This is a genomic window from Actinomadura xylanilytica, from assembly GCF_030283145.1.
In the GTDB taxonomy this organism is placed as follows: Bacteria; Actinomycetota; Actinomycetes; order Streptosporangiales; family Streptosporangiaceae; genus Spirillospora; species Spirillospora xylanilytica.
In genome coordinates this window covers 593535-610793 of sequence record NZ_JASNWE010000004.1, presented here as the reverse complement: position 1 = coordinate 610793, position 17259 = coordinate 593535, and the positions used below count along the sequence as shown (strand labels likewise).

At 67.9% G+C, this 17259-nt stretch carries 13 protein-coding genes, 1 tRNA gene and 1 pseudogene; 11 read left to right on the top strand and 4 right to left on the bottom strand.

What is annotated here, in order from left to right:
* Nucleotides 1–1618 precede the first annotated feature (1618 nt).
* A complete protein-coding gene (locus tag QP090_RS26650; protein WP_285942146.1) occupies nt 1619–1903 on the top strand; it encodes a hypothetical protein in 285 nt (94 codons plus the stop codon).
* Between the two features lie 49 nt (nt 1904–1952).
* On the opposite strand, the gene QP090_RS26645 is transcribed toward QP090_RS26650, so the two are convergent.
* The 3 genes from QP090_RS26645 to QP090_RS26635 form a co-directional block, all read right to left on the bottom strand.
* Nucleotides 1953–3068: a hypothetical protein gene (locus QP090_RS26645; RefSeq protein ID WP_285942145.1), complete on the bottom strand. Its 1116-nt coding sequence runs from the start codon at nt 3066–3068 to the stop codon at nt 1953–1955.
* A gap of 391 nt (nt 3069–3459) precedes the next feature.
* The gene (locus QP090_RS26640; protein ID WP_285942144.1) at nt 3460–3942 is read right to left on the bottom strand and encodes a GNAT family N-acetyltransferase; all 483 of its coding nucleotides are present in this window, start codon (nt 3940–3942) and stop codon (nt 3460–3462) included.
* Nucleotides 3939–5192 carry a helix-turn-helix domain-containing protein gene (locus QP090_RS26635; protein ID WP_285942143.1) on the bottom strand — a complete coding sequence of 418 codons (1254 nt, stop codon included), beginning with the start codon at nt 5190–5192 and terminating at the stop codon, nt 3939–3941. The genes QP090_RS26640 and QP090_RS26635 overlap by 4 nt, the downstream gene beginning before the upstream one ends.
* Before the next feature lie 152 nt (nt 5193–5344).
* On the opposite strand from QP090_RS26635, the gene QP090_RS26630 reads away from it, so the two are divergent.
* From QP090_RS26630 to QP090_RS37720, 4 genes and pseudogenes are all read left to right on the top strand, one after another.
* Nucleotides 5345–5629, top strand: coding sequence for a hypothetical protein (locus QP090_RS26630; protein WP_285942142.1), 285 nt, complete (start codon nt 5345–5347; stop codon nt 5627–5629).
* 111 nt (nt 5630–5740) lie between these two features.
* A complete protein-coding gene (locus QP090_RS26625) occupies nt 5741–6346 on the top strand; it encodes an ATP-binding protein (RefSeq protein WP_285942141.1) in 606 nt (201 codons plus the stop codon).
* A 1214-nt stretch (nt 6347–7560) separates the two neighbouring features.
* Nucleotides 7561–8604 carry a replication-relaxation family protein gene (locus QP090_RS26620; RefSeq protein WP_285942140.1) on the top strand — a complete coding sequence of 348 codons (1044 nt, stop codon included), beginning with the start codon at nt 7561–7563 and terminating at the stop codon, nt 8602–8604.
* 127 nt (nt 8605–8731) lie between these two features.
* Nucleotides 8732–9895, top strand: a pseudogene (locus tag QP090_RS37720) (recombinase family protein); the annotation flags it as partial.
* Nucleotides 9896–10721: 826 nt separating this feature from the next.
* Here QP090_RS37720 and QP090_RS26610 read toward each other — a convergent pair.
* A tRNA-Arg gene (locus QP090_RS26610) sits at nt 10722–10796 on the bottom strand.
* A gap of 128 nt (nt 10797–10924) precedes the next feature.
* On the opposite strand from QP090_RS26610, the gene QP090_RS26605 reads away from it, so the two are divergent.
* From QP090_RS26605 to thrB, 6 genes are all read left to right on the top strand, one after another.
* Nucleotides 10925–11287 carry a response regulator transcription factor gene (locus QP090_RS26605; RefSeq protein ID WP_285942800.1) on the top strand — a complete coding sequence of 121 codons (363 nt, stop codon included), beginning with the start codon at nt 10925–10927 and terminating at the stop codon, nt 11285–11287.
* Between the two features lie 21 nt (nt 11288–11308).
* A complete protein-coding gene (locus QP090_RS26600) occupies nt 11309–11998 on the top strand; it encodes a DALR anticodon-binding domain-containing protein (protein WP_285942138.1) in 690 nt (229 codons plus the stop codon).
* Nucleotides 11995–13383 (top strand): diaminopimelate decarboxylase, encoded by a 1389-nt coding sequence (lysA, locus tag QP090_RS26595; protein WP_285942137.1) that lies wholly within the window; start codon nt 11995–11997, stop codon nt 13381–13383. Before QP090_RS26600 ends, lysA begins: the two co-directional genes overlap by 4 nt.
* Nucleotides 13380–14681 carry a homoserine dehydrogenase gene (locus QP090_RS26590; RefSeq protein ID WP_285942136.1) on the top strand — a complete coding sequence of 434 codons (1302 nt, stop codon included), beginning with the start codon at nt 13380–13382 and terminating at the stop codon, nt 14679–14681. The genes lysA and QP090_RS26590 overlap by 4 nt, the downstream gene beginning before the upstream one ends.
* Nucleotides 14682–14804: 123 nt before the next feature.
* Complete coding sequence (gene thrC, locus QP090_RS26585) at nt 14805–15872, top strand: threonine synthase (protein WP_285942135.1); 1068 nt, start codon at nt 14805–14807, stop codon at nt 15870–15872.
* An 89-nt stretch (nt 15873–15961) separates the two neighbouring features.
* Entirely contained in the window at nt 15962–16915 is a 954-nt protein-coding gene (gene thrB / locus QP090_RS26580; protein WP_285942134.1) for a homoserine kinase, read from the top strand.
* Nucleotides 16916–17259: the final 344 nt, after the last annotated feature.

The following is a 17259-nucleotide window of genomic DNA, read 5'->3' as shown; positions in this document are numbered from 1 at the left end:
ACCTTCGTCACGGCGCGCTGTCGGTCCCCAGCGATCAGTGATTGCGCCAGAACCCACGGAGCTCTGCGCCTCGCGGGTTGAGGGGGCCGGGGCCACTCGCGGTCTCAGGGTGCGAGGCAGGAGCTGGCTGGCTATCGGGTGGCTTCGGCGCTGTGGAGTCCCGCATCTGGTGCGCGTTCGCGTGTACCGGGTGGTGCACTCCCACGTGAACGTTGACAGTAGCTCGCTCCCCGGCCAATTGGCCGGCGTCGGGGCCGCTCGGGGATTACTCGTGAAGTGAAATACCTGGTGAGTCTCTGGGGAGCTGGACTGGTTCAGCTCGGCGGACAGGGTGGGCGAGGGTATGCGGGGGATAGGTCGGCTCATGGCCGATGGGTGGCCCGGTGTTGGGGGCGACGCTTAGTGTGATACCCCTGCCCGGGTATTGGGTGTGCAGGTCAGTGCACTTCTTGCGGTCGTGGCGACTCCGACTCGTCTATATGGAGGATACCTAGTGCATGGATGGCCCGTTTGAGGACCTGATCACCCTTCCGCTGTTGCCTTCGAGATGCTGTCCCCGGGTGTTGTGTTCGCCAGTAGTTCGGATTCTTTATGCCAGCCCGTGGGTGACACGTTCGGTGAGGGTGTCAGGCGTGGGCGGGATCTCATCGCCGTGAAGGTTCCCGCGATGAGGAGGCACGTCACGAGGTGGCGTGGGCGTTTACCACCTCCCGTTTCGGTGTGTGCGAATTTGGTGCGGCTCGGCAAAAGTCAAAGCCCATTTCGATGGGTGATGGCGGAATATTCATTCCGGGGGCTTGTGAGGCAAGCCTCTCCAGTCGTTTGGGTAACCGAAAATGTGTGGTGATGGACTTGAGATCCATCCCCTATCGAGAAATGGTGGCGACATCACAACAACAAATCGGCGGTGTGAATGGCCGCCGGTGACCATGAATGGGAGCCATGAAATGGCCGCGAACATCAATACCACGGTCCCGGCGATCGCCACCGCCACCAAGCGCACTTCGCCGATGGGAGTACAACAAGAATCGGTGGGAGGTCGACCGCCCCGCCGAGGTGGCCGCCGCTCTCAATTGGGTTCGTAAGGCATCTGTGCCGCTCGCCGACCTCACCGAATTCGAGGGCATCACGCTGGCCCTCGGCGCGTGCGCTCGAAAGCTGGACGACACGCCCGCTGCGTCGAGCTACTACACGCGGCGGCGTCGCGTTCTCTACAACGTGCTCAAGTATGCCGTTCAACGGAAGCGTCTCGCCGTCAACCCCATCGATGGTCTTGATTGGAAGCCGACCGAAGACGATGAGGTGTGGGAGGAAGTAGACCCGGCGGTGGTTCCTTCGCGATCCCGCCGGAACTCGTCCGGATCCTGCGTGATCACATCGACCGGTACGGCGTCGCCCCGGACGGCCGGCTGTTCCGTACCGAGCGCGGGGGAGTGTTGCTCCCGTCCGGTTACGGGCGCACCTGGCACAGGGCACGCACGCTGACCCTCAGTCCCGCCGAGGAAGCGTCGGACCTCGCCCGACGCCCGTACGACCTGCGGCACGCCGGTGTCTCGCTGCGGCTCGACGCCGCGTCCCGCCGACCCAGGTCGCCGAGTGGTCCGGCCACAGCGTGGAGGTGCTGCTCAAGATCTACGCCAAGGTCATCGCTGGCCAATACCACGTTTGGGAAGGGCGCATTGACGACGTTCTCGGCGGCTGGAGCCTGGAACACAAATGGAACGCGCACGGTGGCATAAGGCGTCTCGTGGTGGCACCTGATGTCACATGGCGCATGAACGAGAACAGCCGGTTTCCGCAGGTCAATAGCGGAAACCGGCTGATCGTTTCGGGGTGCCCCCTGATGAGAGCCAGACAGACGGCTGCACCGTCGAAGATCACCCGTCCGGGTGCATGGCGCTGATCGCCAGCGCCTTCGAGACGGGCTGACCGGTGCTTACGCGGACAAGCGGCTATTCTTCTGTCTTGAGGTGGAAGCTGTAGAAGTTTCCGTCGTTCTCGACCAGGGCGTACTTGTTATCGGTGATGGAGATGGCCGTCAAGGGCAGATTGTCTGCCAGTATCTTGCCGGTTCGATTGTCGAGCGCGAGGAAACTGGTGGGTCGCTTTTCGGCCGGACCGTCGATGGTGGGCATTGCCGGTTTCGGCTCGATCGCCATAAAGGTAACGCCTCCGCCGGCGGCAGTCGCGGTCAGTTCGCGAGGGTTGGGTCCATCCTGGCGCGAACGAAGTTTCCCGGTGTCGCCATCGATGATGAGGGTGCGCTGGCCGCCTGCGCTAATGGCGTGCGTATCGGGGTCGTATGTCCACGACTCGACCTGATCGAGACTGAGTCCAGATGAGCCACCACTGATCTCGGACGCTGCGACGTCGCTGCGGCGTTGTCCGGTAGCGGGGTCGATCTGCTGGATCCGATCACCGTTTTCAATCATCAGATTGGGGCCGAATGCACCCACGTATTCGGCCTTCGGCTTGCGCCAGATCGTCTTTCCGCCCTGAGAGAGGTCGACGCCTCTGAGACCTTCGTCAAGCAACCCTTTGTCATCGGTCATCACAGCCTTGTCCGTGACGACATCGTGTACGTCGTCATTGCCGTAGCTGGAGTTAACCCGAACCGGGCCGCCTCCCGTGATCGACTGGAAGCTGGTGATGCCCTCCGGGCTCTTGTCCAGGGTGCCTTGCGTGGTTGCGTGCGAGATGGCGTATCCGCTGTTGAACGACCCTCCTTCTTTGCGCCTGGTGTCGGTGCTCCGGCCGCCTGTTGTGGGAGTGCGCCAGACTTGCTTGCCCTCGGAGTCGAGGACCAAGTCGGTGAGTTGATCGTGTTCCCCCTGTGTACCGGAGGCCGGGACCTGCTCTTTGAAACGCACCACCGCTACCGGGCGGCCTTGGAAGGTGTCCCGCAAGAGACGCACCGGTTCGCTGCCTAGCGCTGTAGAGTTGCCGGCCACCGTGAGTTGATGCCGTTGAAGGGGCTTGCCGGTGGCCGCGTCCAGAACGCTCACCTGATACCCCTGACGCCCTGTCAACATCGCAACCACGTTGCCGTAGGCAAGGACCGCTGACACTCCAGGGCTCCTGATACCCCATACGGGCTTGCTCCCCAGCCCGGGCAGAGCAGGTCCACCGTAGGGCAGATCCGCCTTACCTTCCTTCCCTGCGGCTTGCGGGGTGGAAGGGGCGCCGGTGCATGCGGCCGCGAACAGGGTGATGGCCAGCAAGGGGACGGCGGCATAGCTCTTCGGGGGCATGGTGGCCTTTCGGGGTGACTGCCTGTCAAGACGCAAGCAAGACCCTACCGTGCTTGATCATTAGTGTGAAGTCTTACGCACCGATTGCGGTATCGATAATGCGCTATCCGGTGCTCAAGTTCTTTGGAGTCGAGGACGTCGACAAAGCTGCTGTTGACGTGGGAAACTGAGACCCGGATTGCCAGAAGTAGTTGGAGCGCCCGCACCGCTATCCTGCCTGATCAGTTTGGTGTGCCAGATTCTCGCGGTAAAAGATCTTCGCAGTTCGCGATTTTGTGCCGATAGTCTCGTAGAACCTGATGGCGCCGGGGTTGTCTTCGTCGGCGGTCCACTCGACGCGGCTGCATCCGCGTTGGAGTGCTTCCTTGCGGAGGGCGGTCATGAGGGCCTTGCCTATGCCTTGCCGTCGGTATGCCTCCGCTACGTACAGTTCCTTGAGGTACAGCGAGGTGGTGAATCCGACGGCTGGCCACAGGATCGAGTAGCTGGCCAGGGCGACGGGGCGGCCGTCGCTGATGGCGAGGAGTACCGATGCGGCTGGCGACTCGCCGAAGAGAGCTAGCCGAACTTGCTGTGACTGCACGGCGGACGAGTCTTGGGGGGCGTCGCCGTAGAAGGCGTTGAGTTCGGCTATGAGTTCGGTGATGGCTGCTGTGTCCTCGACGGCGGCAGGGCGGATCGTCACGGTCATGGTTGTGGACTCTCCTGGTCGTTGGTCGTGGTCATCAGCAGGTCTCTCAGGTCACGGGCGGACGGTAGTGCCTGCTGTGGGGTGGGGAGGGCGTCCAGAATTTCGTGACCTCGTGCCGTGATGATCCCTTGCCGTTGTTGGTCTGTCAGGTCTTGCAGCGTGGAGAGGGCGTACTCGGTTCCGGACGCGCTGTCGCCCGCAGTTGTGAGGCATGCGGCGCGGTCGAGGTGTACCAACGCGCGGTCGAGGAAGTTGGCGGCGGGATATAGCTCCAGTGCACGGTCTTGCGCGGTGAGCGCGGGAGCGGTGTCGGCGAGGTGGTGGGTTGCCAGGTGGGTGAACGCGTTGCCTTCGTGGAACCTGAGTTGTGCTTCGTTGTAGCCGAAGGCGGACTCGGCGACGGATGAGCCGTCCAGCCTTTCCAGCAGGGACTCGGCTGCTCCGATCGCTTCGGTCGTGGCGGCCTGGTCGCCGATGGCGGCGTGTGCTCGCGCGGCGAGCGCTGCGGCGAGTACCGCGCCGACACCGGCTGTGTCCTGCGCGGCTGTCGCCACATGGACGGCCTCTGCCATGTCTCCGGCGTAGTAGTGGCCGTACGCCTCTTCGGCCAGAACCCAGGACAGGGTGGCGGAGTCACCGGATTCGGCTGCCGCGATGCGGGCGGTGCGCGCCCATCCCCGGAAGGCCTGCCGGTCGCCGAGTTTGATCAATGTGAGGCACATCAGCCCGGACATGTGGGCGGTGATCCTCGACAGGCTGCGCAGTGCGGTCGCTGAGCGGCATATGTCGAGGGTCGCGTGCAGGTCGGAGAGGTCGGCGGTGAGGTCCGCGGCGAGCAGAGCGGCGGGCCGGTCGCGGGTGGCCCTTCCGTAGCGTTGGACGGTGGCCTCCCAGTCGTCGAGGGCTGCCGTGGCAACCCCGGCGGTGAACGCCGCGGTGAACCGTCGCCGGAGGTCTTCGGTGTGATCGGGTGCGTCCGCTGCGAGGTTGGGGAACCGCCGGGCGATCTCGGTGGTTTCGATGGCCGCTCGGAGGCCGGCGAGCGGAGTGTCGAACAGGTCCGCGAGATCCGCCAGGTACTCGGTCGGAGAACGGCGACCGGTCTCCCAGCGTGACCATTCGTGCTTGGTGATGGTCGCACGGCCGCTGACCCGGCACAGTTCATCGGCTGCCTTCGCCTGGGACCACCCGGCGGCCTGGCGAAGACGACGCAGCATCGGCCCGATCTGCTCGCGGCGATGGGGGTTCATGGTCAGAGCCGTTCCCTGTTGGGCGGGTGGGCCATCTGCTGGCCCACGGGTTGGCCGTGTGCTGGCTCCTCCGGATACGGGTGCCGACGGTGTTCCTTGAAGCTCCAACTGTGTCACTCGGCGCAGTTTTCTCGCTACCCAATGGAGGCGTTGTGGCGTCCAAGCAGTTCCGTGCAGCGGACATCTCGGGCTTTCCGTCTGTGCCGGAAGCTCAAGGCTCGGTTCACCAAGACGATCAGGCGCTCGCACGACTCCGCGCCGACTACCCAGGGCATCGGATCTGGCGGTCGGTCAGGGGGAACGGCTTGCTGGGGGACTGGTGTGCGACGTTGCACGACCCCGCAGCCGGTATGGACCCCACGGTGATCCGCTCCACCGCGGAGAAGCTACGGGATGCGCTCATCAAAGAGAAGTATCGGGCGGAGGCGAAGTACTGACGAGATTCCGGTGGCGGATGAGGGTGATCCTTATGGGCATCGATGGAATCGCGCTTTCGAGGTCGGGCTTCCTGAGGCGGTAGAGGTCTGGGTCTGGAGTCGTGTATCGGCGTGAAAGGCTTGACCACCTCTGCCGAGTTGTTGCCTCATTGCATTCCGGCCGCCCACGTCATTTCCGGCTGCAATTGCGGCGGTGGGCGGCGATGCAGAGAGGTGATCGAAGAGATGTCCAAGAGGAAATGGGGCTGCAGCTCCCCGGCCGACTGGCTGCGGCTTTCGGAGCCGATGGCCTGGCGGCGCACCTATGCCGGAAGGCTTGACCAGATTCCGGTGGCGCGGCAGTTCGCTGTGGCGTTGTTCGCGGGCACCGGATACGAGGACGAGGTCGCGTTCATCGTGACCGAGTTGACGAGTAACGCCGTCCGGCACACCCGGTCTGGGGAGCACGGCGGTTGGTTCGGCCTGGAACTGACACTGGCGGATCTCGCCTATCTCGCGGTCACGGACCAGGGCGGCCGAGGATTCCCCACCGTCGTGGTCGAGCAGCCCGGAGGCGAACGGTGCGAGCACGGCCGGGGCTTGCTCACGGTCTCCGAACTCGCTGTCGCAGTGGGCACCCACGGGAATCGCGACGTTGGTCATACGGTCTGGGCCGATCTGGACCTCAAGGCCCGACCCGAGGCCCGGCCCGACCTGGCGATAGTCCTGGGAATGTAGAAGGGACCAGCCTGGAGTTAGCAGGCTGGTCCCGAGGCCAGGATAGATGAGGCCTGGCGCGTCGGCCCTGCCCGCGAGCCCCCACGGGGCGGCGGGCAGGGCCTTCCGGCTTGACGGGAGCGGGTGCGGGTGTGGCGGTCAGCGGGTGACCTCCTGAGAATCTTCAGGTGTGCGGATCGGGCGGCAGATCGGGCGGCCAATGCGGCGGACGACTTGAGTTGCCGCCCCTGAGCTCCCCGTTCTCGCAGGTAGGCGCCCTTTTGGGTCGGGTGTTGATGGCCCAGGTTGCCCTTGAGAGGACACAGATGATGCGTGTGTGTTGATGTGTAGACGTCAGTGCTCAGGTCGCTCCATCTCTATTCTTCTGATGACCCATTCGAGAGTCATGAACGAACGGGCTCGCTTTCCGCCAGATCGACTGGTGACCACGAACGAGGCTGCGAGTGCGAGCGGATGGCGCATTAGAGGGCATACCGGAGTGAAGGCGGTGAGGCTGAAAGCTGCTCGAAAAGGCGTCATAGTATGAATATTTCGCATAGTCGTTTCGAAGTTGCGATCCATCTCTGTCTCAACGACGGCGTTCGCCGCTGACACGTTCGCTGACGGCCCCGTCCGCATGGACGATGCTGCGGGGCGGGGAACACCCGAACGCGGCGACAGTGGCCATGTGGGGCGCGTTAGCGGCCAATCCCGGGTCGTGGTGACCGTGGACGCGGCTGGGCTGCCCGGCAAGGTTGCCGTTGACGAGCTGGCCGTCCTCGCCGAGGCGGGATGGGCGGTACTGACCCCAAGTCATGGACGGCCAGTCCTGGCGCCTGTCGTTCATGAGGCCCAGAGGACCTCGGAGGCTGGGACATAGCCAGCGTCCACGGTGTCAGAATCCGCTGTGACCAGGCAGAACCTTCAGGCTGAGCCGCGATCGCGCCGCCGCCACCGATGTTTCCCCGCCACGAACAGAGCTCGCCAGGCCGGGTCCTGGGCCGCCAAAAGTTGGCAAAAACTGAAAGCTCGAAATCCAATTTGGGCCTCTGAGCGGTCCTTTAGAGGTGAGGGGGAAACTCGGAGCCTCGTGGGGAGGCGGAGCCGGGTGATGGAGCAGCGACCGTTCAAGGGGGGCGTTATAGGTGATCTGGGATGGAGATCGGGCTCCGTCTCGTCGGGCACAGTCGGCGAACGGGAAGACGAGGGGAAACTCGGCACTGCGCTCTCGGCGGATGGAGTTGGCCCTGCTGGAACTTGCGGGTCGGCTGACTGACCGGGACCGGGAGGTGATCCGCGCGGTGGCCGATCATCGCGTGCTGACAACCGGGCAGATCTGCGATCTGGCGTTCACCAGTGAGGTCAGCACGCGGCACCGGCTGGCGGTGCTGGCCGGTCTGGGTGTGCTGGCAAGGTTCCGTCCACGTCTGGACCGGGGCTCGGCGCCGTGGCACTACGTCCTGGACGTGTTGGGGGCGGCAGTGCTGGCTGCTGAAGACGACACCGACCTGGACCGCGTACGGGTCCGTCGAGACAAATCGCTGGCGATCGCGTCCAGTCCTCGCCTGGCGCACTTGGTCGGCTGCAACGGCTTCTTCACCGCCCTGACGCTGTCCGCCCGTACGACGCAGAGCGCGGTCACGGCGGGGACGAGGGGAGCGCTGTGGCAAGGCCATCTGGAACGGTGGTGGTCGGCGCAGCAGGTCGCGAGGAAGATCGGTGACCTGGTCCGTCCGGACGGTTACGGCCGCTGGCGCGAAGAGCGCCTCGAAGACGAGTCCCAGATCGAACAGGCACAAGAAGTCTGGGGCAGTCACGCGGGCGGAGCGGTCGACTTCTTCGTGGAGTACGACACCGGGACCGAGAACCTGAACCAGCTTGCGTCCAAGCTCACCGGATACCAGAAGGCCGCTGAATGGTTCGCCCTCGATCAGGACGACAGGCTGCCCTGGTTGGTGTTCGTGTTCACACGGCATGGCCGTGAACCAGGAGCACGGCGCGCGCTGAACGAGACCGCGAGCGTCTCCGCCCGTTACGGGCAGATCCAGCTTCCGATCGCCACAGGTGTGTTCCCCGGCGATGAGGCAGGAGACAGGGAGAGGAACGGTGACCCCGCCGGTCCCCTGTGGCTTCCCCTGGAGACCTTCGCCCACTTGTCCGCAGGCGAGTCCTCTGGCTGGGCCTACAACAAGCGACTACGGCTCGCGCAACTTCCGGCCGTCCATCCACCCGCCCCGGTGGTCAACGAGCCGAGGGTTGGCATGGAGGACGCCTGGTGAACGCGCCCGCGGACGAACCGGCCTGTGAAGGCCCCACCAGGCATGCCGTCCGCCGGCCCTGCAAGAGAAGGGCCATGAGTGCCAGCGCGAGTACGGACCTTGACTGCGGCGACGGAGCCGAGCGTGCATGTTGCGCGCCCGCCGTGCCAGGGACGGGGGCGGCGGACGTGCGTCCGGTCAGCGGTTCCGGTCCACGGTTCGAGTGGACGGTCATCACCGCCGACGACGCGTCGGCCGAACATCTGCGACGTGCGCAGGCACGCGCGATCAGGGAGGTACTGCTGTGGGCCACGGATCAGGAGCACCCATACCGCTCGAACTCCTCGGGACAGGATCTCGGGGAACCCGCCGGGGAAGACTGACCGGTCCGGGCGGCGGTCGTCGCGCGCCGGGGCCGTTGCGGCTGGCGTTCGTGGGACGAACCTCCACCGAGGACCAGCAGGACCCGACGTTGTCCATTCCCCGGCAACTCAGCAGTTGCCGGGCGGTCCTGCCGGACCAGGCCGTGATCGTCGCGCATTTCTACGACATCGAGTCCGGCCGCAAAGACCTGGCCGCACGCGGCCGAGGGCGGGGACATGAGCGATTCGCGATTCCCGTTCCCCGCGAGGGCGGCATCACCGACCTGCTGGAAGAGGCCGAGCGATCAGACCGGCGCTTCGATGCGGTGATCTGCGAATCGATCGACCGCATCGCCCGCCGTACCTACATCGGCACTCTCATCGAGAACAAACTCGAAGAGGCGGGCGTGCTGCTTCTGGCAGCGGACGAGCCCATCGTCCTGGATGGCAAGCGCGCCTCGCAGATCCTCACGCGGCGGGTCAAGCAGGGCGTCGCCGAGTGGTACGTGCTGGAGTTGCTGGAGAAGTCCTGGGGTGGGTTCGAGACCCACACCGAGCAGGGCTACAACATCGGAAAACCGCCGTACGGCCATCTCGCCAAGAAGATCCCTCATCCGGTTCCGGCCAGGCGGGCCGAGGGGGCGTCCAAGCACACCCTGACTCCTGACCCGGTGCGCGGGCCGGTCGTCACGACGATCTACGGATGGCGGGTCGGCGAGTGCCTGGGCTATCAGGCGATCGCCGACCGTCTCAACACCGACCTGGACCGCTACCCGCCGCCGCAGCCGGTCGACCCTGAACGGGCGGTCGGCCGGTGGACGCATTCTGCGGTCCGCGAGATTCTGGTCAATCCGAAGCACACCGGCTACATGGTGTGGAACCGCAGAGCTACCAAGAGAGACGGCGGCAAGCACAATCCGCCCGAGGCGTGGGTCTGGTCGCCGGTGCCCACCCACGAGCCTCTGGTGCCGGTGGAGGTCTTCACCGCCGCACAGCAGGTCGCCCGCCGCCGCGAACGCTCGCGAAGCGCGCCGGGGCGCAACGTGTGTCCGGGCACTCGGCGTTCGTACGTTCTGCGCTCCTACCTCGTATGCGTGGGCTGCGGTCGTCGCCTTTTCGGCCGCAACAATCGGGTGGGCACCGAGTACTACATCTGCCGTCCGCCCAAGGGGTACGTCCCCGAGGGCCATCCGCGCAGCTACTGGGTTCGCGAGGACCTGTTGCTCAAGGGGTTGTCGGAGTTCTTCAACAGTGAGGTGTTCGGACGGGCTCGCCGCTCCCGTCTGTCCACCCTGCTCGCGGACTCCGACGAACACGCCGTCATCGAGCATCGGGCGGCCGTGGAAGCGGTCCGCAAGTCCATCGACGACATCGCCGCGCGGCGGGAGCGCTTGATCAGCAGCCTGGAGCATCTCGAAACGCCGGACCCAGAGTTCACCCGCGACGTCAACATCCGAGCGGCCAAGCTCAGCGCCGAGCGCGAGGAGAAGAAGACCCGCCTCGTCGAGTTGGAGCGGACTCGTCCGGCCCGGCAGTGCCCTGACCTTCTCGACCGGTTGCCCACCGGGAGCATCGACTTTGCGCAGGTGCCCGAGGCCGCGCTCCGCCGGTTGTTCGACGCGTTCCGCCTGGAAATGCGTTACGACCGTGAGGCCAATAAGGTCCATTGCCAGGTGACCATTACGCCGGATGTCCTAACGGCGCAACGAAAGGCGGCTGCGGGCACCCTGACAAACGAAAAACCCGCACATGATGGGGATCATGCGCGGGTCTGTGTGGTGCCCCCTGCAGGATTCGAACCTGCGCACACGGCTCCGGAGGCCGTTGCTCTATCCCCTGAGCTAAGGGGGCCCGCGCCGGTGTTTCGGCGCGAGATGAAGGTTACCAGGGTTGCGGGGGTTGCGTGCACCTGGGCGTTCCGCGTGCGCGGGTGGGGGGAGTCGGCTAACTTCGTGGCCGTGACCGAGCCACTGGGACGCGTGCTGGTCGTCGATGATGACGAGGTGATCCGGCAGCTCATCGCCGTGAACCTCCAGCTTGAGGGGTTCGAGGTGTTCACCGCGGTGGACGGGCGGGACTGCCTGGACCGGGTGGGCGAGGTGGGGCCGGACGTGATCACGCTGGACGTGATGATGCCGCGGCTGGACGGGTGGGTGACCGCGAGCCGGCTCCGGGAGGATCCGGGGACGCGGCACATCCGGGTGGTCATGATCACGGCGCGGGCCCAGGAGCACGATGTGCGGCGGGGGCATGAGATCGGCGTCGACGCCTATGTGACCAAGCCGTTCGATCCGAACCAGCTGATCCAGACGGTGCGCAAGCTCGCGACGGTGTCCAGATAGTGGTCAGCTAGTCTCGCGAGGGTGACTCCAGCCGAGGTGGGCGCCGCTCTCGTGGCCGCGGTGCGGGACGCCGTGGCGCGCGGCGAGGCCGACGTGCCGGTGCCCGCGGACGTGGCGGTGAGCTGTACCGGCGCGGGGGTCTACGAGAGTCCGGTCGCGCTGCGGCTGGGGATCGATCCGCGGATGATCGCCGGGCGGGTGGGCGGTGAGGTGACCTCGCGCGGGTTCGTCCGGGTGAGGGTCGAGCCCGGGGCGCTGGTCGGGCGCGTCGATGACGCGTACGGGATGGCCGCGGTGCCCCCGGGCGGCTGGGCCGAATGGCCTCGGACGTTCGACAATCCGGGATTCGCCGTGCGTTATGCCTATGCGCGGGCCGGATGGGTCGGGCGGTGGGCCGAGGGCCTGGGCGTGCGGGCCGGGGCCCCGGTGGGATACCTGGGCGAGGAGCTGGAGTTGCTGAAGGCGCTGGGCGAACTGCCCGGCAGGGCGGCGCAGGCCGAGCGGGAGTGCGACGCCAGGCCGCTGGCGGGGCATCTGGAACGGCTGGCGGGCGCCTATCACGACGTGCACGAGCGGTGTCCGGCGCTGCCCAAGGGCGATGAGAAACCCGGGGCGGTGCACGCGGCGAGGGTCGGTCTGGCCGGGGCCGCGCGCACCGCCTTGGGAAACGGCCTGAAGATGATCGGTGAGACCCCTAGAGAGCGAGTATGAGCCGCGTTCACCCGGCAGGACCCCGGCACGCCGACGTCCTGCCCGAAGACCACCCGCTGCCGCCGGCCGAGGACCTGAACGCCCTGGAACCGCTGGTGTGGCCCCGGGGCGCCAGGCGCGACGGCGTGTTGAGCATCGCCGGCGTCGACGTGCGGGATCTGGCCGAGGAGTACGGCACGCCGCTGTACGTGTACGACGAGGACGACGTCCGGGCGCGCGCGCGGGAGTACGCGGCGGCGTTCCATGACGGGGACGTGCATTACGCGGGCAAGGCGTTCCTGTGCGTCGCCGTGGCGCGGTGGGTGCACGAGGAGGGCCTGGGGCTGGACGTGTGCAGCGGGGGAGAGCTGGCCGTGGCGCTGGCCGCGGGGTTCCCCACCGAGCGCATCACCCTGCACGGGAACAACAAGTCGGTCGCCGAGCTGGAGCGGGCCCTGGAGGTCGGGGTCGGGCGGATCGTGCTCGACTCGTACGAGGAGATCGCGCGGCTCGGCTACCTGGCCGACCGGGCGGGCGTCCGGCCCAAGGTCATGGTGCGGGTGACGACCGGGGTCGAGGCGCACACGCACGAGTTCATCGCGACCGCGCACGACGACCAGAAGTTCGGGTTCTCGCGCAACTCCGGGGCGGCGCTGGAGGCGGTCCGGCGGGTGCTGGAGCTCAAGCAGTTGGAGCTGGTCGGGCTGCACTCGCACATCGGGTCGCAGATCTTCGACGCGGACGGGTTCGAGGTCGCGGCGCACCGGCTGGCCGAGCTGCTGGTCGCGATCCGGGACGAGCACGGGCTGGAGCTGCCCGAGCTCGACCTCGGCGGCGGCTACGGCATCGCCTACACGTCGGGGGACGAGCCGATCGACCCCAAGGCGATGGCCGACAGCCTGCGCGACATCGTCGGGCGCGAGTGCCGGTCGTACGAGCTGCAGATGCCGCGGCTGACGGTGGAGCCGGGCCGGGCGATCGTCGGGTCCGGCGGGGTCACGCTGTACGAGGTCGGCACCGTCAAGGACGTCGAGGGGCTGCGCACGTACGTGTCGGTCGACGGCGGCATGAGCGACAACCTGCGGACCGCGCTGTACGGCGCCGAGTACACGTGCGTGCTGGCCAGCCGCGGGTCCGACGCCGAGCCGATGCTCGGGAGGCTTGTCGGCAAGCACTGCGAGAGCGGGGATATCGTCGTCCGTGACGTGTGGTTGCCCGCAGATCTTGCGGCGGGTGACCTGGTGGCGGTCGCTGCGACCGGTGCGTACTGTCGATCAATGGCCAGTAACTACAACTTCGTCCCCAAGCCCGCCGTGGTGGCGGTCCGGGACGGCAGGTCGCGGGTCATCGTCCGCCGGGAGACCGGCGACGACCTGCTGCGGCTCGATGCGGAGGTCAAAGCGTGAAACCTTTGCGGGTGGCGCTGCTGGGGTGCGGCGTCGTCGGCACCGAGGTCGTCCGGCTGCTGCGCGAGCAGGCCGACGACCTGGCCGCGCGCGTCGGTGTCCCGCTGGAGCTGGCCGGGGTCGCCGTGCGGCGTCCCGACCGGGTCCGCGCGGGCGTCGACCGCGCACTGCTGACCACCGACGCGCGGGCCCTGGTCACGCGCGATGACGTCGACATCGTCATCGAGGTGATCGGCGGCATCGAGCCGGCCCGCACGCTGATGCTGGAGGCGATGAAGTCCGGGAAGTCGGTCATCTCCGCCAACAAGGCGCTGCTGGCCGAGGACGGCGCGACGCTGTTCGCGGCGGCCCGCGAGTACGGCACCGACCTCTACTACGAGGCGTCGGTGGCGGGCGCGATCCCGCTGCTGCGGCCGTTGCGCGAGTCGCTGGTCGGCGACCACGTGCAGCGCGTGCTGGGCATCGTCAACGGCACGACCAACTACATCCTCGACCAGATGGACGCGCACGGCGCCGGGTTCAACGAGGCGCTGGAGGGGGCGCAGGCCCTCGGCTACGCCGAGGCCGACCCGACCGCGGACGTGGAGGGCTTCGACGCCGCCGCCAAGGCCGCGATCCTCGCGCAGCTCGCGTTCCACACGCCGGTGACCGCGGCGGACGTGCACCGCGAGGGCATCACCGAGGTCAGCCCCGCCGACGTGGCCGGCGCCAAGGAGATGGACTGCGTCGTCAAGCTGCTGGCCATCTGCGAGCGGGTGCCGGAGGCCGGCGGGCGCAACGGCCGCGGCGTCTCGGTCCGCGTCTACCCGGCGATGATCCCCAGGACGCATCCGCTGGCCAGCGTGCGCGAGGCCTACAACGCGGTGTTCGTCGAGGCCGAGTCGGCCGGGTCGCTGATGTTCTACGGCGCCGGAGCGGGCGGCGCCCCGACCGCGTCGGCCGTCCTCGGCGACCTGGTCGCGGTGGCCCGCAACCTCGCGCGCGGCACGCCGGGACCGGTGGAGGTCACCTACGCCAGGCTGCCGGTGCTGCCGATGGGCGAGACGATCACGCGGTACTACGTCCAGCTCGACGTGGCCGACCGCTCCGGCGTGCTCGCCACGGTCGCCGAGGAGTTCGCCCGGAACGGGGTGTCGATCCAGGCGGTGCGGCAGGAGGGGCTGAGCGAGGACGCGCAGCTCGTCGTGGTGACGCACCGGGCCCCGGACGCGGCGCTGAGCGCGACCGTGCAGGGGCTGCAGCGGCTCGACATCGTCCGCGAGGTGGCGAGCGTCATGCGGGTCGAGGGCGAGGAATAGCCCGAAACCGCCGTTCCGGGCCTTACAATTCGCACAACAGTGCCGGTCAGGGCGGTGATCGCCCCGGCCGCGCGGCGGGGTCTGGGGCGTTCCCCAGAGAACTGGTCAGCTGAGGAGATCGACGTGAACGCGACCGCTCGCGTGTGGCGTGGCCTTATCCAGGAGTACCGAGACCGGCTCCCGGTGACGGAGAGAACGCCGGTCGTCACGCTGCTGGAGGGCGGTACGCCGCTGCTCCCGGCGGTCCGGGTCTCCCAGCTCACCGGCTGCGAGGTCCATCTCAAGGTCGAGGGCGCCAACCCGACCGGTTCGTTCAAGGACCGCGGGATGACGATGGCGATCAGCAAGGCGGCCGAGGACGGCGCCAAGGCCGTGATCTGCGCGTCCACCGGCAACACCTCGGCGTCGGCCGCCGCCTACGCGGTGCGGGCCGGGATGACCTGCGCGGTGCTCGTCCCGCAGGGCAAGATCGCGATGGGCAAGCTGGCGCAGGCGCTGGTGCACGGCGCCCGGCTGCTCCAGGTCGACGGCAATTTCGACGACTGCCTGGAGCTGGCCCGCAAGCTGTCGGTCGACTACCCGGTGGCCCTGGTCAACTCGGTCAACAAGTACCGCCTCCAGGGGCAGAAGACCGCCGCGTTCGAGATCGTCGACGCGCTCGGCGACGCCCCCGAGGTGCACTGCCTGCCGGTCGGGAACGCCGGGAACATCTCCGCCTACTGGATGGGCTACCAGGAGTACGCGGCCGACGGGCCCGCGTCCCGCACCCCCCGGATGCTCGGCTTCCAGGCCAGCGGCGCCGCGCCGTTCGTCAAGGGCGAGCCGGTGCTCAAGCCGCAGACCATCGCCACCGCGATCCGGATCGGCAACCCCGCCTCCTGGGATCTGGCCATCGCCGCCCGCGACGACTCCGGCGGCGCGATCGACTCGGTCACCGACCGGCAGATCCTGGCCGCCTACCGGCTGCTGGCCAGCGAGGAGGGCGTGTTCGTCGAGCCCGCCTCCGCGGCGAGCGTCGCCGGGCTGCTCCAGGCGTGCGAGCAGGGCGTCGTGCGGCCCGGCACCAAGGTCGTCTGCACGGTGACCGGCAACGGCCTCAAGGACCCCGACTGGGCGATCTCCGGGGCGCCCGCGCCGACGACCGTCAAGGTGGACGCGCACGCCGCGGCGTCCGCGCTCGGCCTCGCCTGACCTCCCGCCACCGGCCCCGCCGGGCGCCGCGCGCGGCGCCCGGCGGGCCTGCGACTTCCACCGATGTACCTGTACCGAGGGGGCGGGCGATGAGCTGGCCGAACGAGTCCGTGCTGGTCCGGACGCCGGCGACCAGCGCCAATCTCGGCCCGGGGTTCGACTCGCTGGGCCTGGCGCTGGAGCTGCACGACGACGTCGAGGTCGAGGTGACCGGCGGCGGCCTGGTCATCGAGGTGGCCGGCGAGGGCGGCGAGGTCGAGGGCCGCGGCGAGCGGCATCTCATCGTCAGGGTGCTGCGCCGCGCGTTCGACCTGATCGATGAGCTGGCGGAAGCGGGCGGCGCGACCGCGCTCGGCCAGCCCGCCGGGCTGCGGCTGCGCTGCGTGAACCGGATCCCGCACAGCCGCGGGCTCGGCTCGTCGTCGGCGGCGACCGTCGCCGGGCTCGTCGCGGCGCGGCACCTGCATCCGCGCGGGCGGCTGCTGGACGACGAGGCGGCGCTGCGCCTGGCCACCGAGATCGAGGGGCACCCCGACAACGTCGCGCCGTGCCTGGCCGGCGGCCTGACGGTCGCCTGGACGACGCCGGACGGGCCCAGGCTGGTCCGGCTCGATCCGGCGGTCGAACGGGTCGTCGCGTTCGTCCCGGAGCAGCGCCTGGCCACCGAGCGGGCCCGCGGGCTGCTCCCCGAGACCGTCCCGCACGGCGACGCGGCGGCCAACGCGGGGCGCGCCGCGCTGCTCGTCGCGGCGCTCACCGCCGGGCTCGACCCGGGCGTGCTGCTGGACGCGACCGAAGACCGGTTGCATCAGGATTTCCGTGCCCCCGCCATGCCGGAATCGGCCGGGCTTGTCGCGCGGCTGCGCGGGGCGGGTGTGCCCGCCGTGATTTCCGGGGCGGGTCCCACTGTCCTGGCCTTCACCACCGCATCACAAGTTGATTCGATAGCTTCAGAACTGGGTAATGGGTGGCACATACGCCCGTTGGACGTTGCCCCCCGCGGTGCCCACGTCCGGGCCGGTCGTCCGTCGATCCGGCCCTGACGTTCGCGCTGGGGCGGGGATGGTGCAGCGCTCCGGCCAGGCGCCGGGATCCGCTCCAGCCAGGTGCCGTGATCCAGCCAGGTAAAATGCGAGACATCGACCTCTGGGGAATAGCAGTGCGCCCTGGTGATGTTAGGCTGAATGCCGCACCAGATGCCCCGTTCGGGCCCGTGTGCTCGTCTGCCGCGCGTCAGCTGTCCGGCCTTTCGGCCGTGTCGGTCGCGCGTACTAGGCTCCCCGACACCGTGACATCCCGTTGTCAGGCATTCCAGCGAAACTTCGGACGGCGCGGAACAGGGGACACGCACGAGCCATCCGTCCCGTCCACCATCTGGCTGTGCCCA